The organism is Pseudomonas sp. R2-60-08W, from assembly GCF_003852335.1.
In the GTDB taxonomy this organism is placed as follows: domain Bacteria; phylum Pseudomonadota; class Gammaproteobacteria; order Pseudomonadales; family Pseudomonadaceae; genus Aquipseudomonas.
This window is the reverse complement of the sequence record NZ_CP027731.1, coordinates 769,353-786,523: the sequence shown is the minus strand read 5'-3', so window position 1 is coordinate 786,523 and position 17,171 is coordinate 769,353. Positions and strand designations below refer to the sequence as shown.

Sequence of the window (17,171 nt, the reverse complement as noted above, 5' to 3'; positions counted from 1 at the left end):
GACCAGGAGTCGAGTATGTCCACTGCTTTTAACGTCATCGCCACACTGATCGCCAAGCCTGGCCAACAAGCCACTCTGGAAACCCTGCTGCGCGGCCTGCTCGAACCGACCCGCCTGGAACCTGGCTGTGAGCAGTACGACCTGCATCAGGACCTGCAACATCCCGAGACGTTCTACATGCTCGAGCGCTGGAGCGATGAGGCGGCCCTGGCCGACCACGATCAGAGCGCGCATATCCAGAGCTTCCGGGCCCAGGCCGCCGAGGTGATTGAACACTTCGACCTCAAGCGCCTGAAGTTTCTCGCCTGACCACCAACCCTTTACCCGGAGAAAACATGAAAGCCATCGCCTACTACAGCTGCCTGCCCATCACCGACACGAACGCCCTGCAAGACATCGAACTGCCCGAACCCGTGGCCGGGCCGCGCGACCTGTTGGTGGAAGTCAAAGCCATCTCGGTCAACCCGGTGGACACTAAAGTGCGCCAGAACGTCGCCCCGGAACACGGCGCCGCCAAAGTGCTCGGCTGGGACGTAGCCGGTGTGGTCAAGGCGGTCGGCAGCGAAGTCACGCTGTTCAAGGCCGGTGACAAGGTGTTCTACGCCGGCTCACTGGTGCGCCCCGGCGGTAACAGTCAATTGCACACTGTGGATGAACGCATCGTCGGCCATATGCCGCAGACCCTGGGTTTCGCCGAAGCCGCCGCGCTGCCGTTGACCGCCATCACGGCCTGGGAGCTGCTGTTCGAACGCCTGCAGGTCCCCGAGGGCAAAGCGGACCTGGGCCAGAGCCTGCTGATCGTCGGCGCAGCGGGCGGCGTGGGTTCGATCCTGACCCAGCTGGCCAGCCAGCTCACGGCACTGAAGGTGATCGGCACCGCCTCGCGCCCGGAGACTCAAGAATGGGCCAAGAACCTCGGCGCCGACTTGGTGATCGACCATAGCCAGCCGCTGAGCGAAGCGCTGAAACACGCCGGCCACCCGCACGTGACCCACGTCGCCAGCCTGACCCAGACCGACCATCACCTCGACCAACTGGTGGAAGCCCTGCAGCCCCAAGGCAAGCTGGCGCTGATCGACGACCCCAAGGCGCTGGACGTCAGCAAGCTCAAGCGCAAGAGTTTGTCGTTGCATTGGGAGTTCATGTACACCCGCTCGATGTTCGAGACACCGGACATGATCGAGCAGCATCACCTGCTCAACCGCGTGGCAATGCTGATCGACGCTGGCACCCTGAAAACCACGGTAGGCGAGCACTTCGGCGTGATCAATGCGGCGAACCTGCGACGTGCGCACGCGCTGCTGGAAAGCGGCAAGGCCAAGGGCAAGATCGTTTTAGAAGGGTTCTAAAAAACGGCTATCAGTGTCGTCTGTCACTGATGTAGGTAAGGACGACACCATTAGTCCGAGAGTTGACGTTTGTCATATTTGTGCGCGCATACGGGTTTATATTGGCCGCCTTTGCCACGATTCTTTTACGTGAGGAAGTCAGCAATGAAGATCCTGATAAAAGCGTTAGCAAAATCGCAGTGGGAGGTCCGCCTGGACCAGAAGTCGATTATTTTCCACACCGAAGCCGAGGCCCGTGCCTTTGCCGACACCTTGCAAGCCCGCATCCAGGCTCCCCACCGTTTCCCACCCAGCCAGCAACGCGCCGCCGCCGGCTGATCGGCCCTTCAGATCAGACCTGCGCCTGCGCGGCCCTGGCCCGTTGCAGGCGCTGGGTCGACATCGCAATCGTCACCGCCAGCACACCGCACAGGCTGATGACCATCGCCATCGGCATCGCCGTGCCGTCATGCAACACGCCCACCAACGATGCCGCCCCCGCCGCCACGCCGAACTGAATGCAACCGAGCAATGCCGACGCGCTGCCGGCCCGGGCGCCTTGCCCGTTCATGGCGCACGCCGAGGTGTTGGGCAAAATGCAGCCCAGGCTGGCGATGCAGATGAACAGCGGCACCAGCAACGGCCACAGGGCTTCGGTGCGCAGCGCTGCAATGCCCAGCAGGGTCAACGCCGCCGCTACGTAAACCCACACCGTACGCGTGAGCAAAAACGCCGGGCCGCGCTTGGCCAGTAACCGCGCATTCAACTGCGCCACCAGGATAAAACCGGCGGCGTTGGAGCCAAACAGCCAGCCGTAATGCTCGGCGGGTACGCCATACAGCTTGATGAACACGAACGGCGAACCGGCAATGTAGGCAAACATCCCGGCAATCGAGATGCCGCCGGTCAAGGCGTAGCCGAGGTAAACCCGGTCTGACAACAACGCGCCGTAGCGGCGCAGCGAGCCGGACAACGGCTGGCGCGGCTGATGCGCCGGAAAGGTTTCCGGCAAGCCCACCGCCACCGCAACCGCCGCCATCACGCTGAACAGCGACAGCGCCAGGAAAATCGACTGCCAGCCCCACACACCCACCATTATCCCGCCCGCCAGCGGTGCGAGAATCGGCGCCAGGCCAGTCACCAACATCAGTTGCGAATACACCTTGGCCGAGCCCACGGCATCGCATTTGTCACTCACCACCGCCCGTGAGATCACCATGCCCGCGCAACCGCCCAGGGCCTGCACGAAACGCGCGCCGATCAGCCATTCCAGGGAGGGCGCGTACGCACAGGCGAAGGACGCAAGGGTAAACAGCGTGACGCCGCTGAGCAGCGGCACGCGCCGGCCAAAGCGGTCGGCCAAGGGGCCGTAGATCAATTGGCCGATGGCCAGCCCACCGAAATACACCGCCAGGGTCAGCTGGATGTGTTTTTCATCGGTTGCAAAAGCGGCTGCCATCGCCGGGAAACCCGGCAGGTAAAAATCGATCGCCAACGGGGCGAAGGCGCTCAAGGCGCCCAGGATCAGAATTATGCGGAGGTTCATCAGACACCCAAGTGAGTCGGCAGCCCGATAGTCTAGCCGCGCTTGGGCGTCTTGAACATTAAGATAGCTCGCTAACTATCGAGAATCAGACGACTGTGTAGCCTTCTTCCTTGATCAGGCCCGCGATCGCTTCACGGTCCAGTTTGCTTTGGACACTGACTTGCTTGGCCGCAAGGTCCACCGTGACCTCGGCATCTGCATCCTGGCTGCGCACCGCCTGGGTCACCGCACGAACGCAATGGCCGCAGGTCATTCCTTGCACCTTGAATACTTGCATGACATGTCTCCTTTGATGAGGTTGAACGCAGTCTCGACCTTGCCACGATGGCAAGGTCAAGTTTCAGAAACGTCGGCCGGGCTGGTATTCGGTGGCGACGTCGGCCAAGCTTCACCTTCAATAGAAGTGAACCACGGAGCATTCGCCATGCGCTGGTCGATTTTTGCCGTTGCCGGCCTGATGAGTTTTTCTGCCGTTGCGCCCGCCGCTGAAGACTATGCGGTGCTGATCATTTCCCGCGAGCGCCTGGAAGTGCCGACCAACTGTGAGATCGGCCTCTACATTCAGGACCAACTGGCCGGGCGCCTGTTCCAGGAACAAGCCACCTCCTTCAATTTGCCGCCGGGCGATGTGTCATTGCGCCTCAAGCTGCTGCCGGGCCAGACACCGGGCTGCTTGCCGGGCATGCTGGCACCGCCGGCGCAGAACATTACGCTCAAAGCCGGGGATGTACGCAAACTGCGTATCGCCCAAGGCCCGGACGGTATGTACCTCAAAGCCGCCACGCTGGAATACTGAAGCCGCCGATCGTCCCCATGCTCCGCGTGGGGACGCCTCATGGAACGCTCCGCGTCCCGCGTACAAGCCTTTGATTCGGCGCAAGGGTGACGCGGAGCGTCATGGGGATGCATTCCCACGCAGAGCGTGGGAACGATCGCGCTTGACCTTACCCACAGGTCAAGGTTGATCCTAGGAGCATCGTCTTCTGGAGGACTGCCCCATGAATGGACCCACCACGTTTGACCTGCCCATCAGCGGCATGACCTGCGCCAGTTGCGCCGGCCGTGTGGAGCGTGCGCTGGGCAAGGTGCCGGGGGTGCAGCGGGTCAGCGTCAACCTGGCCAACGAACGTGCCCACGTTGAAGGACTCCACCAACTGGATCCCGGCGTATTGATCGCCGCTGTCGAAAAAGCCGGCTACACCGCCACCCTGCCCCAGAGCGAAACCGCCACCCAGGCCAATCAAGCCCAACGCCTGCACCACGAGCGCTGGGCGCTGATGCTGGCGATCATGCTGGCGTTGCCCCTGATACTGCCGATGCTGGTGGAACCCTTCGGCTTTCACTGGATGCTCCCCGCCTGGGTTCAGTTCGCGCTGGCGACGCCGGTGCAATTGATCCTCGGTGCGCGTTTTTACAGTGCCGCGTGGAAAGCCGTGCGCGCCGGGGCGGGCAATATGGACCTGTTGGTGGCGATCGGCACCAGCGCCGGCTACGGCTTGAGCGTCTATCAATGGCTCACCCAACCCGCTCCGCACTTGTACTTCGAAGCCTCGGCCGTGGTGATCGCCCTGGTGCTGCTGGGCAAATACCTGGAGAGCCGCGCCAAGCGCCAAACCGCAAGCGCCATACGCGCCCTCGAAGCCTTGCGCCCCGAGCGGGCGGTCCGCGTGCTGGAGGGGCGCGAGGAAGAGGTCGCCATCAATACGCTTACGCTCGGTGACCTGGTGCTGGTCAAGCCAGGCGAACGTTTTCCGGTGGATGGCGAAGTGGTCGACGGCCAAAGCCATGCCGACGAGGCACTGATCAGCGGCGAAAGCCTGCCGGTGCCGAAGCGGCCCGGCGATACGGTTACTGGCGGCGCAATCAACGGTGAAGGCCGCCTGTTGGTGCGTACCCGGGCCCTGGGAGCGGAAAGCGTGCTGGCACGGATCATCCGCCTGGTCGAAGACGCCCAGGCCGCCAAGGCACCGATCCAGAAACTGGTGGATAAAGTCAGCCAGGTATTCGTCCCGACCGTGCTGGTACTGGCATTGCTCACCCTGGCGGGCTGGTGGCTGTACGGCGCCCCGCTGGAGAGCGCAATCATCAATGCGGTCGCGGTATTGGTGATCGCCTGCCCATGTGCCCTGGGCCTGGCGACGCCGACGGCGATCATGGCCGGCACCGGCGTCGCCGCGCGCCATGGCATTCTGATCAAGGATGCCGAAGTCCTGGAGCATGCCCATGGGGTGAGCGCCGTAGTCTTCGATAAAACCGGCACCCTCACTTCGGGCACGCCGAAGATCACCCATTTGGCGGCGCTGGATGGTAACGAATCGCTACTGCTGCAACAGGCCGGCGCCTTGCAGCGTGGCAGCGAGCACCCGCTGGCCAAGGCCGTGCTGGACGCCTGCGACGAACGCGGGCTGAGCGTGGCCGATGTCAGTGCCAGCCAGTCCCTGACTGGGCGCGGCATCGCCGGTACCCTTGACGGCCGGCAATTGGCTCTGGGCAATCGGCGCCTGCTGGAAGAGGCCGGCCTTAGCGCGGGCCAGTTGAGTCAGCGCGCGACGGCATGGGAAGCCGAGGGGCGTACGTTGTCCTGGCTGATCGAGCAAGGCGCAAGCCCTCGCGTGCTGGGGCTGTTCGCATTCGGCGACACGCTCAAGCCCGGCGCGCAGCAGGCCGTGCAGCAACTCAAGGCGCAGCACATCAGCAGCCACCTGCTTACCGGCGACAATCGCGGCAGCGCGCGGGTGGTTGCAGAGGCGCTGGGCATCGACGATGTACACGCCGAAGTGCTGCCCGCCGACAAAGCCGCCACCGTGACCGCACTGAAAAAAACCGGCGTGGTGGCCATGGTCGGCGACGGCATCAACGACGCACCGGCCCTGGCCGCCGCCGATATCGGCATCGCCATGGGCGGCGGCACCGACGTGGCCATGCACGCCGCCGGCATCACCCTGATGCGCGGCGACCCGCGCCTGGTGCCGGCCGCCCTGGAGATCAGCCGCAAGACCTACGCGAAAATCCGCCAGAACCTGTTCTGGGCCTTTGTGTATAACGTGATCGGCATTCCCCTGGCGGCCTTCGGCCTGCTCAACCCGGTGCTGGCAGGTGCGGCGATGGCGTTGTCCAGCGTCAGTGTGGTGAGCAATGCGTTGCTGTTGAAAACCTGGAAACCCAAGGACTTGGAGGATCAACGCCCATGAATATCGGCCAAGCCGCTCGCCAGAGCGGGCTGAGCGCGAAGATGATTCGCTACTACGAATCCATCGGTCTGCTCAAGGCAGCCCACCGCACCGACAGCGGTTATCGCATCTATGGCGCCGACGACCTGCACACCCTGGCGTTCATCAAACGCTCGCGCGACCTGGGGTTTTCACTGGAAGAGGTCGGCAAACTGCTGACCTTGTGGCAGGACCGACAACGGGCCAGCGCCGACGTGAAAGCCTTGGCGCGCCAGCATATCGATGAGCTGAATCAAAAAATCCGCGAGTTGGCGCAACTGCGCGACACGTTGCAAGACCTGGTGGAGCACTGCCAGGGCGACCACCGACCGGATTGCCCGATCCTCAAGGAATTGGCCTCCGGCAGTTGCTGCACCTGATGCTCCAACTGACTCAACATAAAGATCGTTCCCACGCTCCGCGTGGGAATGCAGACCGTGATGCTCTGCGTCACCTAGCCTAAACGTGCAGCAATTGGCGGGACGCGGAGCGTCCCAGGAGGCATTCCCACGCGGAGCGTGGGAACGATCATGTGCCGAAAGGTCACTGCATCCAAGGCGGCGGCGGTTCTTCGGCGGTCTTGGTGGGTGGGGCATCATCTGCCGCGCGATTCGCTTGCTTGCGCTCTTCATCCAGCCGCGCCGCTTCGATCTCGCGGATCACACCGCCTACGTCCGCCAGCTCTTCCGGCTCGTCGAACTCACCGGTCAGGATGCTGGCCGGGTGCAGGATACCGGCTTCGTACAGCGCCCACATTTCCTTGGCGTACTTGGTCTTCTTCAGCTCCGGAGCAAAGCGCCCGAAGTAGGAAGCCATGTTGCCCACATCCCGTTCCAGCATGCTGAATGCGTGGTTGTTGCCCGCCGCATCCACCGCCTGGGGCAGGTCGATGATCACCGGGCCCGTTGGCGTGAGCAGTACGTTGAACTCGGACAGGTCACCGTGCACCAGCCCGGTACACAGCATCAGCACGATCTGGGAAATCAGGAAGGCGTGGTATTCACGCGCCTGGTCCGGCTCCAACGTCACGTCATTCAGGCGTGGCGCCGCATCGCCGTACTCGTCGGCGACCAGTTCCATCAACAGCACGCCTTCAAGAAAGTCGTACGGCTTGGGCACGCGAACGCCCGCACCGGCCAGGCGGAACAACGCCGCTACTTCAGCGTTCTGCCAGGCATCTTCGGTTTCTTTCTTGCCGAACTTGGAGCCCTTGGCCATGGCGCGGGCCTGGCGGCTGTTACGGACCTTGCGGCCTTCCTGGTATTCGGACGCCTGACGAAAGCTTCGTTTATTCGCCTCCTTGTAAACCTTGGCGCAACGCAATTCGTTGCCGCAGCGCACCACATAAACAGCTGCTTCTTTACCACTCATCAGTGGGCGCAGCACTTCGTCGACCAGACCGTCTTCGATCAGGGGTTCAATGCGTTTAGGAGTCTTCATCAGCTTTTATTGTGGGTCCTGTATTACCAAACACGCGTGTGGCACTCGTTATACGGCAATCGGCGCGCCGGTGGGAGAGGCTACCGACCTCTGGCCCACGAAGAATGCATTCAATATGCCAATTTTACCCGGCAATCAACGTTCGATAATCGCCGTCACACCCTGCCCCCCCGCCGCACAGATCGAAATCAAACCACGCCCTTTCCCTGCTGCATCCAGCAACTTGGCCAGGTTGGCGACGATGCGCCCGCCGGTCGCGGCAAACGGGTGCCCGGCGGCCAGTGAGCTGCCTTTGACGTTCAGACGGCTGCGGTCGATGGCGCCCAGCGGCGCATCCAGGCCCAGGCGCGTGCGGCAATAGTCGGCATCTTCCCAGGCCTTGAGCGTGCACAACACCTGGGCGGCGAATGCTTCGTGGATCTCGTAGTAATCGAAGTCCTGCAGCGTCAGACCGTTCCTGGCCAACAAACGCGGTACGGCGTACACCGGCGCCATCAGCAGGCCTTCGGCACCGTGGACGAAATCCACCGCCGCCGCTTCGCCATCGCGCAGATACGCGAGGATCGGCAAGCCGCGCTCGTTGGCCCAGGCTTCACTGCCCAACAGCACCAGCGAGGCGCCATCAGTCAGCGGCGTCGAGTTGCCGGCGGTGAGCGTGCCCTTTTCACTGCGCTCGAAAGCAGGCTTGAGCGCGGCGAGTTTTTCCAGGGTCAGGTCAGGGCGCAGGTTGTTGTCGCGGGTCAGCCCCAGAAACGGCGTCAGCAAATCGTTGTGCCAGCCCTCGGCGTAGGCGGCGGCCATTTTCTCATGACTCTCCAGGGCAAGCTGGTCCTGCTCGGCGCGAGGAATCTGCCAGGTCTGCGCCATCAGCTCGCAGTGCTGGCCCATGGACAAGCCGGTGCGCGGCTCACCGTTGCGCGGCAGTTCTGGCTTGAGGTGCTGCGGACGAAGCTGTAACAAAACTTTTAGCTTATCCACCATGGACTTGCTGCGGTTGGCCTGCAGCAAAATCTTGCGCAGGCCTTCATTGACGCCAATCGGCGCATCGGAGGTGGTGTCCACCCCGCCGGCGATACCGCATTCGATCTGGCCCAGGGCAATCTTGTTGGCCACCAGCAAGGCCGCTTCCAGCCCGGTGCCGCAGGCCTGCTGCACGTCGTAGGCCGGGGTTTGCGGCGACAGGCGCGAGCCAAGTACGCATTCGCGGGTGAGGTTGAAATCACGGGAATGCTTGAGCACCGCGCCAGCGGCCACCTCGCCGAGACGCAGGCCGTGCAGGTTGAAACGTTCGATCAGGCCTTCCAGGGCAGCAGTGAGCATCGCCTGGTTACTTGCCGTGGCGTAGGGGCCGTTGGAGCGGGCGAAAGGAATGCGATTACCGCCAATGATCGCCACACGGCGCAATTGAGTCATGGAAAGCTCCCTCTGTCTGTTATGGGCTTGATCAGTGAGCCTAGTCGAACGACTGCTACCCTGGGATGGTCCACCTTTTGAACCCCAGTCTTCGGAGAGCGTTCCATGTCTGACCGTTATATCGACTTCGCCAACTCCAGCCTCGGCCATCGCCTGGTCGCCGCCCTTGGCCTGCCGTCGCCGGTACGCCTGGAACGCTGGCAAGCCGGGCGCCTGCGCCCGGTGGAAGGTGCACTGCTGCTGGGCGGTGGCGCGCTGGCAACTAAAGTGTTGCCGTTTGCCAACAAACTCACCGATGCCGTCTACAGCTACGGTGCCGAAGCGCTGGACGCGCCGGCGTGGATTCCAGGCCACGGTCCCAAGCTCAAGGCTGTGGTCTTCGACGCCAGCGCCTTGCAGCACACCGATCAACTCAAGCAGCTACGTGAATTTTTCCAGCCCTTGCTGAAAAACCTCGCTCACAGCGCCCACCTGGTGATCCTTGGCCGCACGCCGGAAAGCCTCAGCGACCCGTTCGCCGCCAGCGCCCAGCGCGCCCTGGAAGGGTTCAGCCGCTCGCTGGCCAAGGAACTGCGCAGCGGCGGTGTGCTGCAGTTGCTGCAGGTGGACGAGGGTGCTGAAGACCAGTTGGAAGGCGCACTACGGTTTTTCCTGTCGCCCAAAAGCGCCTATATCTCAGGGCAGGTGATTCGCCTGCAGGCCTGCGCCACGCCGGTCGAAGACTGGACACGTCCGTTGGCCGGGCGCAAAGCCCTGGTGACCGGCGCTGCGCGTGGTATCGGCGCCTCCATCGCCGAGACCCTGGCCCGCGATGGCGCCGAGGTGATCCTGCTGGATGTGCCCCAAGCCAAGGCCGACCTCGACGCCCTGGCCGCCCGCTTGAATGCGCGTACTCTCACGCTGGATATCTGCGCCGAAGACGCCGCCGCCCAGTTGATCGAACACCTGCCCGATGGCCTCGATATTCTGGTGCACAACGCCGGCATCACCCGCGACAAGACCCTGGCCAACATGACCCCGGAATACTGGGACGCGGTGCTGGCGGTCAATCTCAATGCGCCGCAGGTGCTGACCAAGGCGCTGCTCGACAGCGGCACCCTGCGCGACAATGCCCGCGTGGTGCTGCTGGCTTCCATCAGCGGCATTGCCGGCAATCGCGGGCAAACCAACTATGCGGCGAGCAAGGCCGGGCTGATCGGTTTGGCCCAGGCATGGGCACCGCTGCTGCAAACGCGCGGGATCAGCATCAATGCCGTCGCCCCCGGTTTTATCGAAACCCAGATGACCGCGCATATTCCGTTTGCCCTGCGTGAGGCCGGACGACGCATGAGTTCCCTGGGCCAGGGCGGTGTGCCGCAGGACGTGGCCGAAGCCGTGGCCTGGCTGAGCCAGCCGGGTTCGGGTGCCGTCAGCGGCCAGGCGCTGCGGGTGTGTGGGCAAAGTCTTCTGGGAGCGTGAATATGCAATGGCAGACACTGGACAGCACGCCGTATCTACCGCCGCTGTACTGGCGTGCGGCGCTCAAGCGCAAGATCACCGGCAGCGCACTGCCCGAGCACGGCCTGCGCTGCCAGGTTCGCGTCGACCCCAGGGCTGTGGCGGCGTACCGCAAGGTTTGCGGTTTTGCTGACAGCCCGATGCTGCCGGCGACCTATCCGCATATCCTCGCGTTCGGCCTGCAGATGCAACTGCTGACCGACCAGGCGTTCCCGTTTCCGTTGCTGGGGTTGATCCACCTGAGCAACTGCATTCGCCTGCATCGGCCCCTGGGCAGTGTGAGTGAGCTGAGCGTCGGGGTGTACACCGGCAACCTCAAGCCCCATGCCAAAGGCGCGACCTTCGATGTGGTGACCGTGGTCGAGGATGCCCTTGGGCTGCTCTGGGAAGCTGAAAGCACAATGTTGTGCCGGGGCGTAAAGCTCGAGGGCGAGACCGAGGAACGCACGTTGGTAATTGACGCAGCCCTCACCGAACTCACGCGCTGGAAAGCCCCCGCCGATATCGGTCGCCGCTATGCTCGCGTATCCGGCGATTACAACCCGATTCATCTCAGCGCAATGACCGCCAAGCTCTTCGGCTTTCCCCAGGCGATTGCCCACGGGTTGTGGAACAAGGCCCGCACGTTGGCGGCCTTGGGCGAGCAACTGCCGGTGGCCAATGTCGAAATAGCCGTTGAATTCAAGAAACCCGTGCGCCTGCCCAGCGAAGTGATTCTGATGACCAGCGGCGCCGGTTTAACTGGCGAGTTGGTGTTGAACGGCGCCGGTAACATCCAGCATATGCTTGGAGAGTGGCGACCGATTGCCTGAGAGACACTGATTAATTGTATATATACACCTTAAGTTATAGCGAACCCGACCGGGTCCGCTACTTTATTTAACCCTTTGATTTACAACTAAAAGGCAGCCAGCGTTATTTTAATTTATAACGTTCGTATTAGCGCTTAAGACGACTAAGACCTTATGTATATAAATCGTTAATACCAAGTTGAGATTGCGAGAAAACCGGCCCGGGTCTGTGATAGCCACACGGACAAACGTATCGCTAGCCAAAGAAATAGCGAACGTTTGAAACAACCAAGGTTGTACCAGGTGCAAGGAACTCAATCATGAAAACTCAAGTCGTGTTTTGGAAAGCAAGTACCGCGCTGGCGTTGATTCTGGCCATGAGCCTCGGCGGCTGCAGCAGCGGTGGTGGCGGGCATAAATCAAACGTGGCGGCGTCTTCGCCGGATGCTGGTGCTGGTGCAGGTGCTGGTGGCGGTACGGGTAGCGGCGACGGCACTGGCGGTGGAACCGGTGGCGGAACCGGCGGGGGCACTGGCGATGGCACCGGTGGCGGAGCCGGCGGGGGCACTGGCGATGGCACCGGTGGCGGAACCGGCGGGGGCACTGGCGATGGCACCGGTGGCGGTACTGGCGGTGGTACCGGTGGTGGCACTGGAGACGGTACCGGCGGTGGCACCGGCGGCGGCACCGGTGGTGGCACCGGCGGCGGCACTGGCGGCGGTACCGGCGGTGGCACCGGCGGCGGCACTGGTGGCGGCACCGGCGGCGGCACCGGCGGCGGCACTGGCGGTGGCACTGGTTCGACAACCACCCCACTCGTCACTGGCCAGATCGCCGGCACCCTCGGTACCACCGTGGGCAATGTAGGCGCAGCGGTGGGTGACCTCGGTTCGACCTTGAACGGTGTCCCCATCGTCGGCACAACCGCTGGCGGCCTGGTCACTTCGGCCGGCACCGCCGTGACCAGCATCGGCACTGGCGTGACGGCGGGCCTGGGCTCCCTGGGCACCAACAGCAACTCCCTGGGCATCACGGTCGCGGGTGTCGGCACTGGCGTCGCCGATTTGGGCGACGGCTTGTCGGTCACTGGCAAATCGCTGTCGACCACCCTCGGCGGGGTTCCCGTCGTCGGCGGCTTGACCGGCGGCGTGGGCGGTGCAGTCGGTGGTGTAGTGGATAAAGTGGGCACTACGGTGACCATGCTCGGCGATACCCTCAGCACGGCCAGCACCACCGGCCCATTGGGTTCCCTGACCGGCACCCTGGGCGGCAAAGCGCTGGTGCCGGTGGTGTCGCTGGTGGAAAACACCACCGGCAACCTCGGCAACGCAACCGGCCTGGGCACGCCCGTCAACGGCCTGGTGGATAAACTGGGCGCCACCGTCACCGGCCTCGGCACCCAAGTCGCCAGCACCGGCGGCGCAGGCAACCCTGTGACCACGATTGTCGGCAGCGTGCTGACAGGCGTAGGCGGCACACTCGACAAGTCCGGCGGCTATGTCGCGCCAACCGGCGGCGCCGCAGCACCCGGCATACCGGAACTGGTCGGCGGCCTGGTGAACAACGTCGGGACCGGCCTGAACGTCGGCAACACCAACGGCACGGTCAGTGCAGCCGGGGTGACCGGCGGCGCCTTGGGCAACACCATTGCCTCCGTGGGTACCGTGCTCGGTGGCACAGGCGTTGCCAACACGGGCGCTACTGCACCGGTCGCAACGGTTGCAGCCAACGTAGGCGCTGCGCTGAACCCAGTAACATCGGGCGTCACCGCACTGACGCAAAACATCGGCACCACCACCGGCGTCGGTACTCCGGTCAACGGCCTGGTGACCCAAGTCGGCGGCGCCGTCAGCAGCCTGGGCACTAACCTCACCACCGCCAACGCCAACCCGGTCACCACGACCCTGGGCACCACGGTAACCGCCGTCGGCAATACCGTAAGCTCGGTCGGTGGCCTGGTCACCGGCGGCACCGGCGGTACCAGCGGTGGCCTGCTCGGCGGTCTGAATATTGGCGCCACAGCCCCCGCCACAGGCACTGCACCCACCACTGGCGGCACGGCAACAACGGGAGGCCTGGGCGGCTTGCTGAACGGCCTGAGCGGCAAATAGAAATGCACCTGGCCGATTAGACGGCCTCCCCTACAGCGCCTACGCTTGGTTGAGACGAGAGACCCTGACTAAGTCTCTCGTCTTTTTTAGGGGCCGCTGCTGGATGTAGACACTCAGCGCCCTCCCGAACCGCGCCCCAGAGCGCGGCGGGCCCGAAACGCTGCTGCAATTGACCATGGAGTGTCCTATGCGCGTGTTGACCCCGTTGTTATTGCTTACCCTCAGCACTTATGCCCAGGCCGAGGCCCTTCCCAGCTTCCTCAACAGCAACGACACCATCCGCACCCTGCCGGTGCCCAACCTGCCCGCCGACGCCTATCGACCGGCCACACCGCAAACCCAGGTGCCAGAAACGCCACCCACTGCGGGCCAGCCGTTGTTGATGGACACCAAGGTCACCATTCGCAAGCTGCAGATCGAAGGCGGCACGGTGTACCCGCTCACCGAGACGGCCCAGGTCTACGCGCCGTTGATTGGCCATGAGACCAACCTCGCGCAACTGATCGAGGCCACCCGTGGCATCACTCGTCGCTACCAGCAGGACGGCTACCTGTTGTCCTACGCGTTCCTGCCGCAGCAGACCTTCGAAAACGGCTTGGTCCGCGTGGTGCTGGTAGAAGGCTACATCAAGGACTATCAACAAACCGGCGACATCGGTTCGGTGTCGGCCTACGTCGACAAACTCGCGCAAAAACTCCTCGCCGAACGCCCACTCACGCGCAAGACCTTCGAACGCTACACCACGCTGATGAGCCGCATCCCCGGCCTCACCGTACAGGCACAAGTGCCGCCGCCGGGCACCACCGATGGCGCCACGCACATGCAGATCCAGGCCAGCCGCAAACCCTTCACCACCAGCATGAGCCTGGCGCAGAAAAGCCGTGGCGGCACCCAGGCGTTACTCAGCGCAACCAGTAATGCTCAAACTTCAATGGGCGAACAGCTCAGCCTCAGCGGGTTGTTCCCGCCCGGCGAGGACAAAGAGCACTACTACCGCGTGGACTACAACCAGTTCATCAATACCGAGGGCACCCAACTGGCCCTGGCCGCCGAGCGTTATCGCGCCGACCCCAGCAGCAGCGTGCAATTGGACGGCGGCTTCGAACTCAAGCCACACCAGTCGATCGATCGCTACTCCATCGGCCTGAGCCACCCCTTCATTGCCTCACCCACCGAGTCGCTCACCCTGGGCACGCGCCTGTACGCGGTAGACCAGACCACCCGCTATAAACTGGTGGGCTACCCGCTGCGCTTCGATATCGAATCGAACCTGCGCGCCCTGGCCTTCGAGGGTGACTGGCGTAAGGCCGACGCCAGGCAGTTACGCATCCTCAGCGGCGGCTTGTATCAAGGTATCGACGGTCTGGGCGCCAAGGCCCGCAGCGACCTGGACGTGGCCAAACCCGATCTCGATTTCTTTCGCCTGCGCCTGTCCGGCGTGCAAAGCAACAAGTTCTTCGACAACTGGCAAGGCGTGCTCTCAAGTGCGCTCTACTGGAGCAACAACACCCTGCCCGACAGCGAGCGCGCCACGTTTGGCGGGCAGAACTTCGGCCGTGGCTACCCCGATGACCAAGGCTCGGGCGACAAGGGCTGGGGCGTGGCGTATGAGGTCAACTACAGCTTCAACCGGGCCGGCGATTGGGTGAAGGTGTTGCAACCCTACGTGGTACTGGACCGCGCCAAGGCCTGGTTCAACGAACTGCCGGTCAAGGCCAGCGACATGTCCTCGGCGGCGGTGGGTCTGCGCTTTGGCGATAACAAGTACTACAACATCGCCCTGGAAGCCGCCAAGCCGATGTCGGACATCGCTCTGGACAGTTTCAACCGGCGGCCGCGGTATACGTTGAGTTTCAGTTATCAGCTGTAACGAGAGCGTCAAGTTACAAGCCTCGAGCTGCAAGAGGGGCAAGGTGCACCATTTGCCGCTTAAGGCTTGAAGCTCGTAGCTGCTCTTAGGGGAAACAAACTGTTCAACGTATCGAGCAGCCGCGCGAGGTAGATGGGCTTGCGAAACAGGTCCAGTACCTGCAGGCGCAGCATGTCGCTGACGTCATCCATCTCCGCATGCCCCGACATGACGATCACCGGCAGATGGGAGCGGGAGGTGTGTTCGCGCAGGCGCTTGATCAAGGAGATACCGCTTTCCTCAGGCATGCGCAGGTCAGTGATGACCAGAGCAATATCGGGATGCAAGGTCAGTTCCTGCAGCGCGAACGTCACGGAGGTGGCGGTAAAGCAAACGAAGCCCTCGTTCTCCAGCGACTCCGCCAGTTCAACGAGGGCATCTTCTTCGTCGTCCACCAACAGGATTTGTTGGCGGGGAGAGACAGCAGCATTCATGAGCACGACCTGATCAATCAACAACGGCAACTCATGGGGAAATGGCAGTACCGATCCTGGTAAAGAAGGCCGTGATCTGAGGCCCCAGCGTCGTTCCGGCGGCGAGTACCACCAGCGCCACAATCGCCACCAGTATGAGGTACTCGATGGCTGTCGCGCCGTCTTTACGATGGAACAGCAATTGGAGTTGAACGTGAAGCTTCATCAGCAGAGCAAGGACCATAACACTTCTCCTCAGGCGACCAAGCGCCGTATCCCGGTAACGCACAGTGATTGCGATGTGCCATCCAAAGCATTGCCAACAAAGCCCAGCCTCACAACTGTAAGAACTGATTAGTCCTAAAGTAGTAGTTGCTCTTCTGACGCCGTAAATGTGTGTTTTTAAAGGGCACGTCCTGCTCCCTGAAGAAAACTTTCTCTCAGTAATGGCATTTTGTCCTAGCTCAACTACCGTCAAATAGCGAAATAGTTAGTCACCGTTCAGCCGGGTTGCGCAAGTAGCCTGTTGGACAGACGGGCTGTGGGGCAACGGGAAAAGGAGAGCCGTCATGAACACGCGTCTAAGCATGGTACTGGCCGCTGTGTTGTTGGTCGGTGCGTTGTTTGCCGGTTACTGGGGGTTGGTCCTCAGCCGTGAGCCTGCTCCGGCGCCACCACCACCGCCACAGGCTGCTCCCGTCGAAAAAGCCGTCGCTGTGGTGGAAGACCCGACCCGCCAATCGGTGGTCGTGCTGGCCCACGATGTGCCTCCCTTCGTTGCCCTGACTGCCGCTGACCTGAGCCTCGAAAAACTGCGCACGGTCCCGGCCGGCAGCATGAGCCGTATCGACCAGGCGGTTGGCCGTACCCCATTGCGGGCGCTCGGCGCGGGCACCTGGCTCAACGAGGAAAGTTTCACTCCGGGCGGGCCGCTGGCGCGGATGATCCGCGCCGATGAACGCGCCCTGGCCGTCGCCGTCGATGAAGTGATTGGCGCCGCCGGCCAGTTGAGCCCTGGCGACTATGTGGACGTGCTGCTGTACCTGCGTCAGGACGCGGCCAACCTTGAACAATCGGCCCAGGTGGTGATCCCCGCCGTGCGCCTGCTCAGCGTCGGCGACCAGATGGGCCTGACCAACGACGGCACCCCCGCCGCCCCTCCCGCGCTGACCGCCGAAGAAAAAGCCCAACGCCATGCGCCCTCGCGCACGGTGGTGCTGGCCGTGCCCGAACAATTGCTGAGCCGGTTGATGCTGGCCACCCAGGCCGGCACCTTGCGCCTGGCCGTGCGCAGCGCCGACGAACGCCTGTTGAGCCACTACTGGGCCGGCGCAGACGACGCGCCGGGCAATCTGCAGAACGCTAACCGCGACCTCTATCAGTTCACCCAACTGGCCTTCGCCCAGCCCCCCAGGAAAGTGGCCCAGAGCAGCGCCCCGCGCCGTGCTGGCGTCGAGGTGATACGCGGCAATCAAGCAACTCAACAAACCCCCGACTGAACAAGGATGCTGTGC

17 protein-coding genes are annotated in these 17,171 nt (G+C 63.0%); 11 read left to right on the top strand and 6 right to left on the bottom strand.

The annotated features are described in order from the left end of the window. Positions 1-15: 15 nt before the first annotated feature. The 3 genes from C4J90_RS03365 (at position 16) to C4J90_RS26830 (ending at position 1,667) form a co-directional block, all read left to right on the top strand. Positions 16-309, top strand: a complete 294-nt coding sequence (locus C4J90_RS03365) for a putative quinol monooxygenase (RefSeq protein WP_124365704.1) — start codon at positions 16-18, stop codon at positions 307-309. A 26-nt stretch (positions 310-335) separates the two neighbouring features. Beyond that, the gene (locus C4J90_RS03360) at positions 336-1,349 is read left to right on the top strand and encodes a zinc-binding alcohol dehydrogenase family protein (protein WP_124419222.1); all 1,014 of its coding nucleotides are present in this window, start codon (positions 336-338) and stop codon (positions 1,347-1,349) included. A gap of 144 nt (positions 1,350-1,493) precedes the next feature. Next, positions 1,494-1,667, top strand: coding sequence for a hypothetical protein (locus tag C4J90_RS26830; RefSeq protein ID WP_164488008.1), 174 nt, complete (start codon positions 1,494-1,496; stop codon positions 1,665-1,667). 13 nt (positions 1,668-1,680) lie between these two features. Here C4J90_RS26830 and C4J90_RS03355 read toward each other — a convergent pair whose 3' ends face one another. Then, positions 1,681-2,874 (bottom strand): multidrug effflux MFS transporter, encoded by a 1,194-nt coding sequence (locus C4J90_RS03355; protein ID WP_124361136.1) that lies wholly within the window; start codon positions 2,872-2,874, stop codon positions 1,681-1,683. An 85-nt stretch (positions 2,875-2,959) separates the two neighbouring features. Continuing rightward, a complete protein-coding gene (locus C4J90_RS03350; RefSeq protein ID WP_124361135.1) occupies positions 2,960-3,151 on the bottom strand; it encodes a heavy-metal-associated domain-containing protein in 192 nt (63 codons plus the stop codon). A gap of 147 nt (positions 3,152-3,298) precedes the next feature. Here C4J90_RS03350 and C4J90_RS03345 point away from each other — a divergent pair, with 147 nt between their 5' ends. From C4J90_RS03345 to cueR, 3 genes are all read left to right on the top strand, one after another. Next, positions 3,299-3,670 (top strand): hypothetical protein, encoded by a 372-nt coding sequence (locus tag C4J90_RS03345; RefSeq protein WP_124419221.1) that lies wholly within the window; start codon positions 3,299-3,301, stop codon positions 3,668-3,670. A 202-nt stretch (positions 3,671-3,872) separates the two neighbouring features. Then, a complete protein-coding gene (locus tag C4J90_RS03340; RefSeq protein WP_124419220.1) occupies positions 3,873-6,065 on the top strand; it encodes a cation-translocating P-type ATPase in 2,193 nt (730 codons plus the stop codon). Then, on the top strand, positions 6,062-6,463 hold the full coding sequence (gene cueR / locus C4J90_RS03335) for a Cu(I)-responsive transcriptional regulator (protein ID WP_124361131.1): 402 nt from the start codon (positions 6,062-6,064) through the stop codon (positions 6,461-6,463). The genes C4J90_RS03340 and cueR overlap by 4 nt, the downstream gene beginning before the upstream one ends. Before the next feature lie 163 nt (positions 6,464-6,626). On the opposite strand, the gene C4J90_RS03330 is transcribed toward cueR, so the two are convergent. Continuing rightward, a complete protein-coding gene (locus C4J90_RS03330; protein WP_124361130.1) occupies positions 6,627-7,523 on the bottom strand; it encodes a PA4780 family RIO1-like protein kinase in 897 nt (298 codons plus the stop codon). Positions 7,524-7,658: 135 nt separating this feature from the next. After that, positions 7,659-8,936 (bottom strand): acetyl-CoA C-acetyltransferase, encoded by a 1,278-nt coding sequence (locus C4J90_RS03325; protein ID WP_124419219.1) that lies wholly within the window; start codon positions 8,934-8,936, stop codon positions 7,659-7,661. A 105-nt stretch (positions 8,937-9,041) separates the two neighbouring features. Between C4J90_RS03325 and C4J90_RS03320 the strand changes: the two genes are divergently transcribed. The 4 genes from C4J90_RS03320 (at position 9,042) to C4J90_RS03305 (ending at position 15,205) form a co-directional block, all read left to right on the top strand. Then, positions 9,042-10,394 (top strand): 3-oxoacyl-ACP reductase, encoded by a 1,353-nt coding sequence (locus C4J90_RS03320; protein WP_124419218.1) that lies wholly within the window; start codon positions 9,042-9,044, stop codon positions 10,392-10,394. Between the two features lie 2 nt (positions 10,395-10,396). Beyond that, the gene (locus C4J90_RS03315; protein WP_124361127.1) at positions 10,397-11,245 is read left to right on the top strand and encodes a MaoC family dehydratase; all 849 of its coding nucleotides are present in this window, start codon (positions 10,397-10,399) and stop codon (positions 11,243-11,245) included. A 299-nt stretch (positions 11,246-11,544) separates the two neighbouring features. Next, positions 11,545-13,335 carry a collagen-like triple helix repeat-containing protein gene (locus C4J90_RS03310; RefSeq protein ID WP_124419217.1) on the top strand — a complete coding sequence of 597 codons (1,791 nt, stop codon included), beginning with the start codon at positions 11,545-11,547 and terminating at the stop codon, positions 13,333-13,335. A gap of 187 nt (positions 13,336-13,522) precedes the next feature. Continuing rightward, positions 13,523-15,205: a ShlB/FhaC/HecB family hemolysin secretion/activation protein gene (locus tag C4J90_RS03305; protein WP_124419216.1), complete on the top strand. Its 1,683-nt coding sequence runs from the start codon at positions 13,523-13,525 to the stop codon at positions 15,203-15,205. Positions 15,206-15,264: 59 nt separating this feature from the next. Here C4J90_RS03305 and C4J90_RS03300 read toward each other — a convergent pair whose 3' ends face one another. Then, on the bottom strand, positions 15,265-15,678 hold the full coding sequence (locus C4J90_RS03300) for a response regulator (RefSeq protein ID WP_124415990.1): 414 nt from the start codon (positions 15,676-15,678) through the stop codon (positions 15,265-15,267). 31 nt (positions 15,679-15,709) lie between these two features. Further along, positions 15,710-15,901 carry a Flp family type IVb pilin gene (locus tag C4J90_RS03295; RefSeq protein ID WP_124361123.1) on the bottom strand — a complete coding sequence of 64 codons (192 nt, stop codon included), beginning with the start codon at positions 15,899-15,901 and terminating at the stop codon, positions 15,710-15,712. Between the two features lie 325 nt (positions 15,902-16,226). Here C4J90_RS03295 and cpaB point away from each other — a divergent pair, with 325 nt between their 5' ends. Continuing rightward, positions 16,227-17,156: a Flp pilus assembly protein CpaB gene (gene cpaB, locus C4J90_RS03290; RefSeq protein WP_124419215.1), complete on the top strand. Its 930-nt coding sequence runs from the start codon at positions 16,227-16,229 to the stop codon at positions 17,154-17,156. The last annotated feature ends 15 nt before the right edge of the window (positions 17,157-17,171 follow it).